This window comes from Devosia sp. Z11_6 (genome assembly GCF_058133665.1).
Genome location: NZ_JBYUNQ010000002.1, coordinates 167,686 through 182,167 on the forward strand (window position 1 = coordinate 167,686; position 14,482 = coordinate 182,167).

The window sequence follows — 14,482 nt, forward strand, 5'->3', positions numbered from 1 at the left end:
CGGCGGGGATACACCCCCGCTTGGTGGACGGCATTCCAGCGGGTATGGTGAAACTTCGGTAGTATCCTGCCCTTCCCCGATGGCGTGACTAGTCGGTCCGGCACTTGCGGGCGCTCTCTGACACACACATATTCGGAGAATGGCAGGAAAAGACCCATCAGGGCGTAAAGCCGACGGCACCGCTCTCCAACCAGGAGTGAGCGGTGAGGTTGCTGCATTCGTCAGGAACGTGAGGGAGTTAGCGAGGCCAAGCGCCCGCCATGACGGACGTCTGCTCTTCGCGCTCGACGCGACGCTCAGCCGTCAGCCGACCTGGGATCTCGCCTGTTCGCTGCAGGCGGAGATGTTTCAGGCCATCCCCAGCGCCAGCGCACTTCAGGTCCAACTGCTCTACTTTCGCGGCTTCGGCGAATGCCGCGCCAGCAAATGGGTGGTCGATGGAGGCAGCCTGGCCAAGCTCATGAGCGGGATTCAGTGCCAGGGAGGGCGGACGCAGATCTCCAAGGCCTTCGCCCATGCCCGTGCGGAGCACGCCAGGCGCCGCATCAATGCCGTGATCTATGTGGGGGACGCGGTGGAGGAGAGTGTGGACGAGCTGGCGGAGACCGCCGGACAACTAGGCCTCCTCGGTCTGCCCCTGTTCATCTTTCAAGAGGGGCGGGATGCGCAGGTGGAGCAGGCTTTCCGAGAGTTTGCCCGACTAAGCAAGGGCGCATATGCACGTTTCGACTCGTCGGCGCCCCAAGAGCTCGCAGCGCTGCTCAAGGCGGTGGCAGCTTACGCGAGTGGCGGTAGCGACATGCTGAGGCTGCAAGCCAGTCCACAGGCCCTAGGGCTGCTCTCGCAACTGCGTCCATGACCTATATCCTTTTGGGTAGCCTGGCGCTGCTCGCCACACTGGCCATCTTCAACCAGATCAAAAGATACGATCCTCAACTGCTCAGACGTGGACTTCGCTGGCTGGTGGGCGGCCTGGGCGTGGCAATCGCCACCCTTTTGCTCGTGGCCCGGCGCTTGGATCTTGCAGTGTTTGTCGGGGCGGCGGCCTTTGCAGTGCTGCGTACAGGCCGGCTTGGCCCCTTTTCCCTCCAAGGACCACTCGGGCCAGCCCACAACATCTCCAAAGTGCGCAGTTACCGCTTCGCGATGGAGCTGGATCACGACACCGGGGCCGTTACCGGCAGAATTCTTAACGGTGAGTTCGCTGGGATGGACCTGCTTGATCTCGGCGAGGCTGACACACGCACCCTTCTGGCCGAGGTAGCGGGGGATGCCAACAGCCTCAGCCTGCTGGAGAGCTGGCTTGACGCCAACCGCAGCGGCTGGCGCGAGTACTTCGCCCAACAGGACAGCGGTGGAACCGGGGAAGCTGCCCCTGAACGCGATCCACTGGAGGAAGCTTACGCCATTCTGGGTCTCGAGGCTGACGCGACCGAAGAGCAAATCCGAACCGCTCATCGCGAGTTGATGAAGGCGGTGCATCCGGACCATGGCGGCTCGAGCTATTTGGCAGCCAAGATCAACCAGGCGCGTGACCTGCTACTCAAGCACGCCAAGTAGGGCCGGCTGTCTGCGGCGATCACCTGGCCGTCTTCCTTGGTAAACCCGCCACTACCAGGATCGATTGAACTGTCCAGGACCACTTCTGACGGTCCGCCCGGGCGGGCCACGGGTGGCGTCTTCGCCTAGGGCCGGTTCGGAACCTCTGCCTTGTCGACGCTTTACACCCTGGACATCACCACCGCAGCTGACAGCGTTTGGGCTCGGTCATGCGCTGACACGACGCTCAAGGACATGGCGGCATGTTAAAGCCCTTCATCATCAACAAGCCGGTATTCTTCGGGTCCCTTCTCGTCATAGGGGCCTTTGTCGCGATCGGGGTTTTCTTCCCGAACCAAGCTGATCATATTTTCGGCTCAATGCAGGCCGGTATTTTGCAGAGCTTCGGCTGGTTCTACCTGCTGGCCGTCGGAATTTTCCTTATCACCGTCGTGCTCCTTTGCTTTGGCCGTTATGGGCGCCTCAAGCTCGGCCCCGATGATTCCACGCCCGATTTCAGGTTCACCTCGTGGATCGCCATGCTTTTTGCCGCCGGCATGGGGATTGGCCTGATGTTCTATGCCGTGGGCGAACCGATGACCCACTTTATGGCGCCCCCGACCGCCGAGCCGCGCTCTATTGCCGCGATGCGCGAAGCTATGACCGTCACCTTTTTTCACTGGGGCATCCATGCCTGGGCGATCTATGCGGTGGTTGGCTTGTCGCTGGCCTATTTCGGCTACCGCTACAACCTGCCGCTAACTATTCGCTCGGGTCTTTATCCGCTGCTCAAGGAGCGTATCAACGGTCCCATCGGCCATGCGGTCGACATCTTTGCGATTGTCGGCACCATGTTCGGCATAGCTACCTCACTCGGGGTGGGTGTTTCCCAGATCAATGCAGGGCTGGCTTACCTGCTGGGTGTTCCCATCGGTCCTGTTGTTCAACTGCCGCTTATCGCACTGGTAACGGCGCTGGCGACCGTCTCGGTCGCCACTGGACTGGACCGAGGCGTGCGCATTTTGTCGGAAACCAACCTGGTAGTGGCGATTCTGCTGATGCTGTTTGTGCTAGTCGTCGGGCCAACCACACAGTTGTTTCGTGATCTGGTACAGAACCTGGGGCTTTATCTCGATACCCTGGTACTACGTACCTTCAATATCTACGCTTACCAGCCGACACCCTGGATCGACGAGTGGACATTGTTCTATTGGGCCTGGTGGATTTCCTGGTCTCCCTTTGTCGGGATGTTTATCGCCCGTATCTCCCGCGGTCGCACCGTTCGGGAGTTTGTGACTGCGGTGCTTTTCATTCCCGCCGGCTTCACTTTCATCTGGATGACTATTTTCGGCAACACGGCAATCTTCATCGACACGGGTATAGCAGCAGGCGCAGTGGGACAGGCTATTGCGGCGGATGTTTCAACTGGCCTCTTCCACTTCTTCCAATACCTTCCGTTCAGCAACATCACCTCAATTTTGGCAATACTTCTGGTCGCCATTTTCTTCGTCACTTCAGCAGACTCAGGTTCATTGGTCATCGATTCCATCGCCGCAGGTGGCGAGACCCAGACCACCACCGGCCAGCGGGTTTTCTGGTGCTTCATGGAAGGAATTGTTGCCGCAGCGCTCCTCGTGGCCGGAGGCTTGGGCGCATTGCAGTCGGCAACAATTGCCACCGCCCTGCCCTTCACCTTCGTCATGCTGGGCTTGGTTTGGTCGTTGTACCTCGGAATGCGCGCCGACCTGGCACAGCTATATCCCCAAGGTGGCGCGGCTGCCGTGCCCGCCCATGCGGCTGTAGAGCTAACCTGGCAACGCCGCTTAGCCTTGATGATGCGGGCTCCCAGCAAGCAAGAAGTTGAAAGCTTCATCACCACAGAGGTTCGACCCGCGCTCGAACAGGTCGCACGTGAATTGGCCGCACGTGGTCGGCCCGCCTGGGTTGAAGCGGACGAAGCTGGCGCTGTTGCCTTGCGTTCTCCTGCCCAAGGGGTGCGCGATTTTGTTTATGGCGTCAGCGTTGCATCCCAGCCAGTCGCCAATTTTGCCCCTCTCGCGACCGGCCAACCAGAACCGCGCTATGAGGCGCGCACCTATTTCTCCAGTGGTGGGCGCGGCTATGATGTCATGGGCTTACATCGCGATCAGTTGATTGCCGACGTGCTGGCACAGTTCGAACGCTACCTTCATCTTACACAAGCCCCGGAGTCCCAGCTCCTCCATGGGGCTCCGGAACACACGCTTGATAGCTGACATGCCGGCGATGTTTGCCGGCTGGGACGCTGTTGGAGCTGAAATATACCATCGCAACGCGAAGGCAGAGTGGGAGTGCCCCCTGGCGGCAAGCGGCTCATTCCGGCCATGCGGGACGAATTTTCAATTCTGAAAGCTTCCATCAAGCTCATCCTCGATCCGATGCGGACCTAAACGGTCGGCATCGGACTTCTCGAAGCTCCGACTAGTCAGCGAGCGCAAGCGCATCGGCGCCGGCCGGAATACGCACTGGTGCTGCCGGGTTGGTTGCCGCGTACCACACGGCCTCCGCCACGTCGGAGGATCGGGTTTTAGGAGCGCCAGGCGCCCTCATGGCCGTAAACACCGTTTCCGCAAAATCGGCGTAGGCGTCGGGGAAGCCACCATGGTCCTCCAGGCGGGAAAGAGCTGTGGTGCCAAAGCTGGTGTCAGGTGCGGCACCAGGAAGAACGATCTTCACCGCAATGCCGAAGGGCGCAAGCTCGATGGCGAGGGATTCGGTAAATGCGTTCACGGCGGCCTTGCTTGCGGTGTAGACGGAAAGCAGAGGCAGCGGCTTCATCGTGACGCTCGAGGTCACGTTGATGATGAGCCCCGCCTTCCTGGCCCGGAACTGAGGCAGCACGGCCTGCACCATCCGCATCGTTCCGAAGGTGTTGGTCTCGAAGACGGACCGCACGACATCTATCGGCGTGCCCTCCAGAGCGTTTAGCCAGCCGATACCGGCATTGTTGACGAGAACATCGATCGGACCTGCGGCCTCGATCGCGCGGGCTACGCTGTCGTCCTTGGTCACGTCGAGCGGCAGCAGCACCAGGTTCTCCGAGGTCGGGAACAGATCCAGGCGCGGGGACCGCATTGTGGCAATGACCTTCCAGCCATGGCCCAGAAAGTGTTTGGCGATGTCGAGACCAAAGCCCGACGAGCAGCCTGTGATGAGAACGGTATTCATGGAAAGATCCCTTGGCGGAGTTCGAAGTTGCTTATGTGGACCTGCCAAGGAGGACGCGCTATGATAGAGCGTCGTGTTTGCATCAGCGAGCGTCCGATTGATCGATCCCCTCGCCGAAATCGTCACCATGCTGCAGCCGAGCATGCCCTTCTCGAAGGCCGCCAGTGGTTCAGGCAGTTGGCGCGTGGAGGGCGCAGCTGAAGGCAGCCCGTTCTTCGCCGTCATTCTGGACGGCTCTTCGAGGCTCAGCGTCGATGGGGAACCGGAAGCAGAGTTGAAAGCAAATGACTTCGTGCTCGTTCCGGCATCCTGTCGCTTCACCATGTCGAGCAGTGAAGCCGACGTGGAGGAAGGTGTTGATCCCCTGCGGGTGACCCGGCTTGGGGAGGAGACCCGGCACGGCGACCCAAGTGGGCATCCGAATATGCGGGTGTTGGTGGGTCGGCTGTCTTTCGGCTCTCCAGACTCAACCCTCATTGTGGCCTTGCTGCCGCGCGTGCTTCTTGTCAGGGGCCAGGCTCGCCTTACCGATCTGGTCCGGATGCTCCGCAACGAAGCCCAAGACACCCGACCAGCGAAAGACATCGTGCTCGAGCGCCTGTTGCAATTGCTGTTGATCGAAGCCTTGCGATCGAACTCCGCGAGCCCGGAAACGCCGGGTATTATGCGTGGCCTGGCGGACCGCCATCTGGGCCCAGCTATTCGCCTCATGCACGGAACACCAGCCAAGGCGTGGACGATCGATGAATTGGCGAAGGCGGCCATGTTGTCTCGATCGGTGTTCTTTGATCGCTTTCAAAAGCAAACCGGCATGGCGCCGATGGAATACCTGCTCTCCTGGCGCATGGCCCTCGCCAAGGACATGCTGCGGCGTAGGGATGGGGGCATGAAAGAAATCGCCAGCCGCATCGGCTATGGCTCCGCAAGTGCATTCAGCGTCGCGTTTTCCCGGTTCGTTGGCCTGCCGCCGAGCCAGTATGCAGGCCTGACCGAACTGGACCACGCATCGGCGCGTACAACCGTTCCTACGGCTTCTTAGCGGCCCTATCAATGGTTCGAACCGCCGATCTGCTGACCCGCGGAACGCATGAGGGAAAAGCCCATTGATTGAACGGCCCCCTCATTCTTAGGACCAGTCATGGAGCCTTTCGAACTCAAACGCCTTGGCCGGTCAGACCTCATGCTGCCCAGGCTGGGGTTCGGTGCAGCCGGGCTGGGCAGTACTGAAGTGTCGGAGACCCAAGCGTCCTCTACAGTTGAAACGGCCTGGGAGACCGGGGTTCGCTTCTACGATACCTCCCCGTGGTATGGACGCGGGCTGAGCGAACGCCGGATTGGGACGGTGCTGGCGAGCAAGCCGCGCGACGAGCTGATCCTGGTGACCAAGGTCGGCCGCATCTTCGTCGCGCCCGCCAATATCCGTGCCTTCCGGAGCTCGGATCGGTTCGCCCCAACTGCCCTGCCGTTCGATTACTACCACGACTACTCCTATGAGGGCGTCATGCGGTCCTATGAGGATAGCCTCCAGCGGCTGGGCATGAACCGGGTCGACATGCTGATCATCCACGATCTCGATCGCACCAGCTTTGGCACCGATGCCCTGGTGCAGGCCCACCTTGCCCAACTCGCCACCGGGGGCATCAGAGCGCTCAAGGAGCTGAAGCAAACTGGGCGAGTTCAAGCGATTGGAGCGGGGGTCAACCGGATCGGCACCATCCCCTTGTTCCTCGAATGCCTAGAGCTCGACTTTTTTCTTGTCGCGCTTCCTTACACCTTGGCAGAGCAGCCTGCACTCGATCGGGAATTCCCCCTATGCGAGGAAAAAGCGGTCGGTATCATTGTCGGCGCCCCGCTTGCATCAGGCATTCTGGCCACGGGCCCTGTCCCTGGAGCTCGATACAACTATCACGAGCCGACCTCCGAGGAGAGCGAGCGAGTACGTCGGATGGAAGAGGTTTGCCGGGATCACGAGATTTCTCTAGCCGCCGCAGCGCTGCAATTCCCCCTGCACCATCCGCTTGTGGCTTCAGTTATTCCGGGGGGAGTAGAACCCGCCCACCCCTTTCGGAACCACAGCGATATGTTGCGGGACATACCTGTTGCCTTCTGGGCTGAATTGAAAGCGGGCGGTCTTCTGCGAGCTGATGCTCCTGTTCCCTCGAGATGAGGTGAAGAAATCCGGGATGCCGCCGCTGATCCAAATGGTTGACTTGAAACGCTGCCGCCGCCCGGACCTGTCAAAAAGTGACCCTTCGGACACCAACCTCGTGCCGACAAGGATCGATCCTACAGGTCCTGCGTTGCCCTCCACCTAGTGCATCGAGGAAGCCATGACCAGCAAGATCACCGTCCTCGTCGTGGAGGATGAAGCCCTGCTCCGAATGAACACTGTCGAGGAGCTGACGGATCAAGGGCTTGAGGTGGTAGAAGCGGCAAACGCCAGGGAAGCCATTGCCATTTTCCAATCCGGCAAGCGCTTTGAATGCCTGTTTACCGATGTCGACATGCCCGGTGATGTGGATGGTCTGGAGCTGGCGACAATGGTCAAGGACGCCTGGCCGCCGATCGAGGTCATAGTGACATCCGGGCACCGCAACGTAACGCATGACGACCTGCCGCCTCGCGGGGTTTTCGTAGGCAAGCCATATAGCTTGGACACGGTCGGAGACTTGATCCGTCGTCTGACTGCCGCGGGTGAGCAGTTTCACGCATAGCCGCCAAGCTTGTTGCCTCTGCGGCTGGCGCAGCATTCCCGCAATTGCCAGTATCGCCAAAAAGAACGATAGGCGCGCCAAGACGGCTGGACGAACAACACCGCGGTTGTTCCACTTTGTCTCATTGCGGACTACTAAGATGGTGAACCCTGCCGAGTCATCGCTTTCAGTATCCGCAGAGTTGCGCAGGCTTTGACGCGTCGGACCGATCCACGCAGTCGTGAGGAACTGCCATGTTCAAGGGCATCAACCTTGTCTCCATCACGCCCGACCTTGACCTTGCACGCGATTTCTATCGGGACATATTTGGGCTCGGTGAGCCCGTTTATGATCTTCCCGAGATCGCCTGGGTTGAATTTTCGACTGGCGGGAGCGGCGGAAACCTTGCGATCACCTTGCCCGAGACTGGTGAATTCCTTGCCTCGCATCACACCACCTTGGTCCTGAACGTCGAGAACTGTGCTGAAGCGGTCTCAGCGCTCCGGGCCAGAGGCGTCGAATGCGGAGACCCGGTTCCCGTACCGGGCATGGTCACCTATGCCCATGTCTTTGATCCCTTCGGCAACCGACTGCAGATCGTGTCGGATCTGCCAGCGTAGGGCTCAGTCCCTCATCAGTGCGGTCAATGCGATTAGAACAAAAGGAACGAGCATGGCGTGGATACTGCGAGGAACGTTCCTGTTGTTGTTGCTGCTGCTGTCGTCTCAACGCGCGCAGGCACAACATTGCGCATCGCAGCAATTTGCAGGCAACGGATACCTTGTTTGCACCGTGGACCCGGCGAGCGATGATTTGCGCCTGTACTGGCGGTCCCCAGATGGGCGTCCCTTCCGGCATTTTCGCGAACTGGCTGACGCCGTGGAAAGTCAAGGCGAGAAGCTGGGTTTCGCGATGAACGCAGGGATGTACTTGCCCGATTTCACCCCCTCAGGGCTTTACGTTGAAGACGGTAGGGAATTGCGGCCGCTAAACACCAACTCCGTCAACGCGGAACCTGGCCGAGTGCCCAATTTCTACAAGAAGCCGAACGGAGTATTTTTCCTCAGCGAGGAAGGCGCGGGCGTTCTAACCACCGAAGCCTTCCAAGCAGGGCGCCCCCCTGCCCGCTTCGCCACCCAGTCCGGCCCCATGCTGGTGATCGAGGGCGAGATCCATCCGCTCCTGATCCCCGGCTCTTCCGATCGAACCCGCCGAAGCGGCATCGGTGTGTGCGAAGAGGGCGAAGTGCGCCTCGCCATCAGCGACGGCAATGTCAACTTCCATGACTTTGCCGAACTGTTCCGGGATCATCTTCAGTGTCCCAATGCGCTCTTCCTTGATGGGGGGCGAGGCACGGGCATCTACGATCCAGCATCGGGTCGGCGTGACTACTCATGGCATGGTGGCTTTGGACCGATGTTTGGTCTGGTGAAATAACTGCTCCCAGAGCGTTGTTGAAGAGATTGCCTGCCGGGCAGGAGAGCCCCAGGAAGAGAACACGTCGAGCTAGACCTTGCGGAACACGGTGTCGATCTCGGCCTGCGGCTGGACCTGAACTCAGCAACATCATCGGCAATGCCGGCGTCGATCAGCTTCCCTGCTCTAGCGACTGTGAACAACAGTGTGTTGAGTTGGGCCATCGGCAAGCGCATCATCGTTCCCGCTAAGGTCGAGCACGAAGTGAGGAGGTTGCGATGCAAAAGAATGTGCGCGCTCCGTCAGCGAGCAAGGATCAGGCCACGGCTCCAAAGAAGCGGCAAGGCGGCGGATTGTTGGCCGGCCTCGCCGTAATCGCGTGGGCACTGGTGTCAGCAGTATCGGCAGAAATCTAAGGCGAGTACGGGACGAGGAGCGGTTCCCTGGCTCCCTTCTTGTAAATAGAAAACGCTCGGCGTTGGTGCCGCTGCAGAAATGACGACCAGGCTGCAGCCTGGAGAGCGTTGGCGACTAGAACCGCTAGGCACTACCCAGTCCAGGATTGAGCAAGGTGAGGAGGTCAGGAGACCTCCTCACCTTGCAATTTGCCTATTGGGCGGCGAGAAAGTCGGCGACGTCCAGGAGGATGTACTCATTGTCATCGGCGCGGCCGGCTTCACGACCGGTGGAGCCGGGATAGTTGTTATCGTTGGCGACGATGATGGTGGTGGAATCGACCAAGTCGACGTCTTCGATGGTCACGAATGGGAACGTGAAGACCCCGTCCTTGCTGCCGCGCGGGGCAATGCCATCGGGATCCTGAATGGCCATCAGGTCGATATAGGCGATCTTTTCAAGCACGCCGTTCTCGTCTGCACGGGCGAGATCAACCAGATAGATGCGCTTGAAGGCGGCGGCCTTTTCGCGACCATCGTCACCTTCATTATTGTCACGCTCAATGATCAGGCCACGGGTGCCCTCAAATAGGTTGAAGTCTCCGATGGCGTGGCCGGCATCATCGAGCGGATAGCGGCGAACCGTATCGCTCCAGGATGCGCCAGCGGCATCAAATTCCAGCATGCGAATAACCGGCTGCCCGTCTACGGTCTCCAGCGACCCCGCCTCTTCATCGTAGAACTGCTTTTCGAGCAGTGGATACAGCGTTTTCCCGTCCATTGACTGCGCCATGCCTTCGTAGCCACCGGAGCGGCCGGTGTTGATACCGGTGACGGTCGCGCCCGCCGCAGGCTGCGAGGTAAACTGGTTGTCCGGAGACCTGTAGTCGATGCCGCCAGGATTGGTCTTGATGACCTGCAACACGACGCCCTTGCCGTCAACTTCGATCAACCAAGGACCGAACTCGTCGCCGATCCAGTAGTTTTCGCCCACAGGCTGAATCGACTCGGGGTCGAAGTCAGCCCCGGTAAGATACCGGCTCTCGCTATGTTCGGTGACGATCGGGAACGGCACGACCCGATTGGGGTCCTTGAGGAAGATCGTTTCCTCGATACCAACCTTGCCGGCGGTCCAGTCCATTTTGAGGATGTTGAACATCAGCATCGCGTCGGCGGAGTTCGCCTTGTTGCCAAAGCCATTATCCGTCAGGAACAGGAAGCGATCATTGCCGAGCGAACGCACGCCGCTCATGCCCTGGAGGGGCTGACCCGGAAAAGGCATAGCAATACCCGAAGCCGGATTGTCCCAGCCGTAAGGCGTCTCGACCCGCGTGCCAGAGGTAAAACGACCCGAAAGCTCAAGGCCGGGAGGCGCGTCGGCCGGGGCCGGCAGGAATGTCTGGGCGGGCAGTTGCGCATGAGCCTTGAGCACAGCGTCGAACTTTGCCGGACCTTCGGCGCCCTCCTGCGCCAGGGCGAGAGCGGAAAGGCAACTGAGGCTGACGCCAAGCGCGAGAGCTTTGAGCATTGTATTCTCCAGGAGAAACTGACGCTTCTTCCTAGTCACGTCGCATGTCGCAACCATCACAACGGCATGAAAGCCCTGTCATAAACCACACGAGCCGCTGCCACCGTATGCTGGGTTCGAGTTATGCAATTTGGGCACGCGGCCGGGCTGCTCTCAAGATCGGCTCAGCAGCTTGAGCCGCCGAATTCGCCTCATATGCGGGATCGGCCCGACCGTCGTTTAAACGGCAGCTGTTCCCGTCTGTGGTGGGGCACACGGCACACGTCCGACGCATGATGCAAGGATCTCGTCGGCTAGCTCCCCATTCCTGAGCCTGGCATGGGCAGAGCGCGCGCACGCGCGATGCTCATTGAGCAACAGTGGGCCCGCTTGCCGAGGCAGGCGGGCCCAAATCGGTGTTGCGCTAGCTCCGGTTAAGCGGCCTGCTGGTTCGCGGAGCTTTCTGCAAGTTCAGTGAGCAACTGGTCTGCGTTCTTTTCTTCGTTGAGGGTCTGCTCCAGCAAGTCCGCAGCATCCTTCAGTCCCAGCTGCTGCGCCCATGACTTCAGCATGCCATAACGAGCAATCTCATAGTGCTCCATTGCCTGAGCACTCCCGATAAGAACGGCATCCGAGGCTTCACTGTCCTTGAAGTCCTCCAGATGCTCTTCCATTTCGGCCATCAAACCTTGGATAGCCTCGCAGGTCTTGCCTCGCGCCGCCTTTCCGAAGATTTCGAACACCTGCTGAAGGCGCTCGACTTGTTCCGCGCTTTCTTCGCCATGCTTTTCCAGGGCTTGCTTGAGCTCGGGGTGCTTGGCGGCTTTCGCGGCCTTCTTGAGTGCCCGCACCGAGGTGCGCTCGGCGAAGTAAACATCCTTGAGAGCTTCGTAGAAAGCGTCGCTGAGTGTCTTTTCCGTTGCCATTTTCATGTCCCAGATTGAATCGATAGGGGTGTTGGTCAACTGGACAGGTGCGGAAACGTTGCCTGGGCTTGCACTTAGATCAAGCGGATAATGGCTGCAGCGCTGCCACGCCCCGGGCTGATGCTCTCCGGCGCTGGCGTAGACCAGATTGTAAGCACACGCGTCAACGCGTGCATGCCGGAGGTGGACACGCAGGCCCTGCACTGCTCGCCTGCCGTGGAATAGCTACCCAAGTTGGCTCCGCTCCGAATTGCCAGGCTGCTCGAGCCCTAGGTTCGACCGGGGCGTGATAACCAAACACATCTTAGTGGAGCAGCGTCCGGAGAGACGCCTACAATATACGGCTAAACGCACTGTGTCGTTCGTTGATTAATCGTCGATGGCGAATGATATATATTAACGCACTACTTCGGTGTTGTTTTGGAAGCGCACTTCCTGTCATGATCATGACAGTCCGGATATCGATTTGTCAGGCTACACACGGAGCGACAATTAATTAATACACGCAACCGCTGGCGAGTTTGCTTCGTTCTTCCGTCATGCCTGGATAAAACCGGGCTTCGTCCTTCTTGGTCAGGCCGATCCTTATTCGCAAGCGAGCACTCTCATGGTCACCGCATTTATGATCCTTTGCTGTTTGTCCCTTGGCTGCCTTGCTGCGGCAGGGCTCATCATCAGCGCCCAATTGGGGCAAGCGCCCGCAGCTGACGTAGCGGCCAATCAAAACCAGAACGCCTACACTCCAGACGAAGCAGTCGCGGCCGCTTAAGGTCCTGCGCGGCGTCGAGCTAGCGAAAGCGGCATTCGCAGTGTGACGCAAAGCCCACCTGCATCGGCGCGGCCGAACTGCATTGAGCCGCCATTCAGGTCCAGAATCTGTGCAGCCATGGCAAGGCCGAGGCCAGTTCCTGGCCGGCTCTCGTCCAGTCGGCGGCCCCGAATGCCAAGCTGGGCAATCTGCTCGGGGGGTATGCCCGGGCCATCATCGCCAATTTCGAGCACCGCGAAACCACCATCCCTTCGGCTGTGCACCGAAACCCTGCTATGGGCCCACTTCGCCGCGTTCTCGAGGGTAATGCCAACCAGCTCCAGCAGATCCTGGCGGTGCATGTCGACGTCACAATCATCGCCCAGTTGCGCCACCCAGTGCAGATGTTCGCCGTGGCCGGTTTTCTTGAGCACTGTCATTGTGCGGATCACCGCGGGGTTCAGGGACGCGCTGGCGGCATGGGCGGCGGTTCGCACGCGCAGGGAGGCGAGCCGCAATTGATAATCCATGCGTTCGGCCATTTCCTCCGTCAGGCTTTCGATCATGTCCGCGTCGGCGGGATTACCCCTGTTGCGAAGCCGTTCGGCCACTCCGGTAAGGGCTGCAAGGGGGGTTTTCAGTCCGTGCGCGAGGTCGGAAGCCCGCGAGCGGGCCTTTTCTGTAGCGGCATCGCGCGTGGCGAGGAGTTCATTGACTTCATCGATCAGCGGCTCAAGCTCGCTGGGATAGGGCCCTTCCAGCCGCTCCACCTCGCCGCGGCGGATCGCCTCCACTCCGCGGCGCACTGACTGAACCGGGGCGAGGCCCAGCTTGATATGGACCCAGGCCGCCAGCACGATAATGGCGCCCAGCATGGCCAGCACTTTGGCTGCGTCCCAGGCGAATTCCACTTTGGCGGCATCAAGGGCGGAGCGGTCCGCCCCAATCGTGACTAGGAAGGGTCGCTCACCGGTCGAAGTCTCCAGCTCCAGTCTGCGGGTCAGCAGGATTAGCGGCTGCTGTTCTGGGCCTTCGGCATAATGCAGTAGCTCGCCACCAGTGGCGACCGGCGGTGTGGGCAGTACGAAGTCCCAAAGTGACTTGGACCGGGTGACCCCGCCATTGTCGAGCGCCTCGATCTGCCAATATCGGCCGCTAAATGGGGTTGAGTAAAGCGGGTCCGGCAGGGGCGTGCCAATTGCGGGCGTCGCCACTTCCGGCACGATTTCTGCCGCCAGCCGGTTCAATGCTGCCGCCATTTCGGCGCGCGCGGTGCGCTCGATATTGAGAGTAAAGAGGAATTGCAGAGCCAGCGCTGCGCCCAGAAGGGACAGAACCACCCAGATCAGGGCCAATCCCATCATGCGCAGGCGAAGTGATCTGGGTCTCACCCCTCCTCACCCAGCACATAGCCGAAGCCACGCCTGGTCTTGATCACATTGGGGCCCAAACGCTTGCGTACGCGCCCGACAAGAACTTCGATGGCATTGGAGTCCCGCTCGAAATCCTGGTTATAGATGTGCTCGGTGATCTCGAGTTGCGACACAACCCGTCCGCGCTGGTGCACGAGGTAGGCAACCAGCTTGAATTCCTGCGGCGTCAGATCAACAGGAGTGCCATTATTGGTGACCTGCATGGTGCGCGTGTCGAGCAGATATTGCCCAAAGGCAATGCGCGAGGAGGCAAGGCCCGCGGACCTTCGGACGAGGGAGCGGACCCGGGCGATGATCTCCATCATGTGGAAGGGCTTGACCACGTAATCATCAGCTCCCGCCTCGATGCCGTCAACGCGTTCTTCCCACTGGCCCCGCGCCGTCAGGATCAGTACCGGCGTCAGGCGCCCGGCGTTGCGCCAGCGCTTGAGTATTGTCAACCCATCCATTTGCGGCAAGCCGAGATCAAGAATGATGGCGTCGAACGCCTCGGAGTCCCCGCGGAACCAGGCCGATTCACCATCGCTTTCGCGCTCTACGGCAAAGCCGGCGCGGCTCAACGCCGCAACGAGCGTCTCGGCGATCCGATCGTCATCTTCGGCAATCAGCACCCGCATC

General features: G+C 60.0%; 13 protein-coding genes. 8 read left to right on the top strand and 5 right to left on the bottom strand.

The genetic code is table 11. The features are described from left to right. Nucleotides 1–139: 139 nt before the first annotated feature. The 3 genes from AC3YMN_RS06090 to AC3YMN_RS06100 all read left to right on the top strand — a co-directional run bounded on the left by AC3YMN_RS06090 (nucleotide 140) and on the right by AC3YMN_RS06100 (nucleotide 3,794). A complete protein-coding gene (locus tag AC3YMN_RS06090; RefSeq protein ID WP_489889328.1) occupies nucleotides 140–859 on the top strand; it encodes a VWA domain-containing protein in 720 nt (239 codons plus the stop codon). Then, a complete protein-coding gene (locus tag AC3YMN_RS06095; RefSeq protein ID WP_489889329.1) occupies nucleotides 856–1,560 on the top strand; it encodes a DnaJ domain-containing protein in 705 nt (234 codons plus the stop codon). The genes AC3YMN_RS06090 and AC3YMN_RS06095 overlap by 4 nt, the downstream gene beginning before the upstream one ends. Before the next feature lie 242 nt (nucleotides 1,561–1,802). Then, nucleotides 1,803–3,794, top strand: coding sequence for a BCCT family transporter (locus AC3YMN_RS06100; RefSeq protein WP_489889330.1), 1,992 nt, complete (start codon nucleotides 1,803–1,805; stop codon nucleotides 3,792–3,794). 205 nt (nucleotides 3,795–3,999) lie between these two features. On the opposite strand, the gene AC3YMN_RS06105 is transcribed toward AC3YMN_RS06100, so the two are convergent. Then, nucleotides 4,000–4,746: an SDR family oxidoreductase gene (locus AC3YMN_RS06105; RefSeq protein WP_489889331.1), complete on the bottom strand. Its 747-nt coding sequence runs from the start codon at nucleotides 4,744–4,746 to the stop codon at nucleotides 4,000–4,002. 97 nt (nucleotides 4,747–4,843) lie between these two features. Here AC3YMN_RS06105 and AC3YMN_RS06110 point away from each other — a divergent pair, with 97 nt between their 5' ends. The 5 genes from AC3YMN_RS06110 (at nucleotide 4,844) to AC3YMN_RS06130 (ending at nucleotide 8,876) form a co-directional block, all read left to right on the top strand. Further along, nucleotides 4,844–5,785, top strand: coding sequence for an AraC family transcriptional regulator (locus tag AC3YMN_RS06110; RefSeq protein ID WP_127751655.1), 942 nt, complete (start codon nucleotides 4,844–4,846; stop codon nucleotides 5,783–5,785). A 99-nt stretch (nucleotides 5,786–5,884) separates the two neighbouring features. Next, nucleotides 5,885–6,913 (top strand): aldo/keto reductase, encoded by a 1,029-nt coding sequence (locus AC3YMN_RS06115; protein WP_489889332.1) that lies wholly within the window; start codon nucleotides 5,885–5,887, stop codon nucleotides 6,911–6,913. A gap of 163 nt (nucleotides 6,914–7,076) precedes the next feature. Then, nucleotides 7,077–7,460, top strand: a complete 384-nt coding sequence (locus AC3YMN_RS06120; protein ID WP_172121895.1) for a response regulator — start codon at nucleotides 7,077–7,079, stop codon at nucleotides 7,458–7,460. A 233-nt stretch (nucleotides 7,461–7,693) separates the two neighbouring features. Next, the gene (locus tag AC3YMN_RS06125) at nucleotides 7,694–8,059 is read left to right on the top strand and encodes a VOC family protein (protein ID WP_489889333.1); all 366 of its coding nucleotides are present in this window, start codon (nucleotides 7,694–7,696) and stop codon (nucleotides 8,057–8,059) included. Between the two features lie 52 nt (nucleotides 8,060–8,111). Further along, the gene (locus AC3YMN_RS06130; protein ID WP_489889334.1) at nucleotides 8,112–8,876 is read left to right on the top strand and encodes a phosphodiester glycosidase family protein; all 765 of its coding nucleotides are present in this window, start codon (nucleotides 8,112–8,114) and stop codon (nucleotides 8,874–8,876) included. 588 nt (nucleotides 8,877–9,464) lie between these two features. Here AC3YMN_RS06130 and AC3YMN_RS06135 read toward each other — a convergent pair. The 4 genes from AC3YMN_RS06135 to AC3YMN_RS06150 all read right to left on the bottom strand — a co-directional run bounded on the left by AC3YMN_RS06135 (nucleotide 9,465) and on the right by AC3YMN_RS06150 (nucleotide 14,481). Then, complete coding sequence (locus AC3YMN_RS06135; RefSeq protein WP_489889335.1) at nucleotides 9,465–10,778, bottom strand: esterase-like activity of phytase family protein; 1,314 nt, start codon at nucleotides 10,776–10,778, stop codon at nucleotides 9,465–9,467. A 413-nt stretch (nucleotides 10,779–11,191) separates the two neighbouring features. Beyond that, nucleotides 11,192–11,683 carry a YciE/YciF ferroxidase family protein gene (locus tag AC3YMN_RS06140; RefSeq protein WP_127751649.1) on the bottom strand — a complete coding sequence of 164 codons (492 nt, stop codon included), beginning with the start codon at nucleotides 11,681–11,683 and terminating at the stop codon, nucleotides 11,192–11,194. Nucleotides 11,684–12,448: 765 nt separating this feature from the next. Beyond that, complete coding sequence (locus AC3YMN_RS06145; protein WP_489889336.1) at nucleotides 12,449–13,822, bottom strand: sensor histidine kinase; 1,374 nt, start codon at nucleotides 13,820–13,822, stop codon at nucleotides 12,449–12,451. Then, complete coding sequence (locus tag AC3YMN_RS06150; protein ID WP_489889337.1) at nucleotides 13,819–14,481, bottom strand: response regulator transcription factor; 663 nt, start codon at nucleotides 14,479–14,481, stop codon at nucleotides 13,819–13,821. The genes AC3YMN_RS06145 and AC3YMN_RS06150 overlap by 4 nt, the downstream gene beginning before the upstream one ends. Between the last annotated feature and the right edge of the window lies 1 nt (nucleotide 14,482).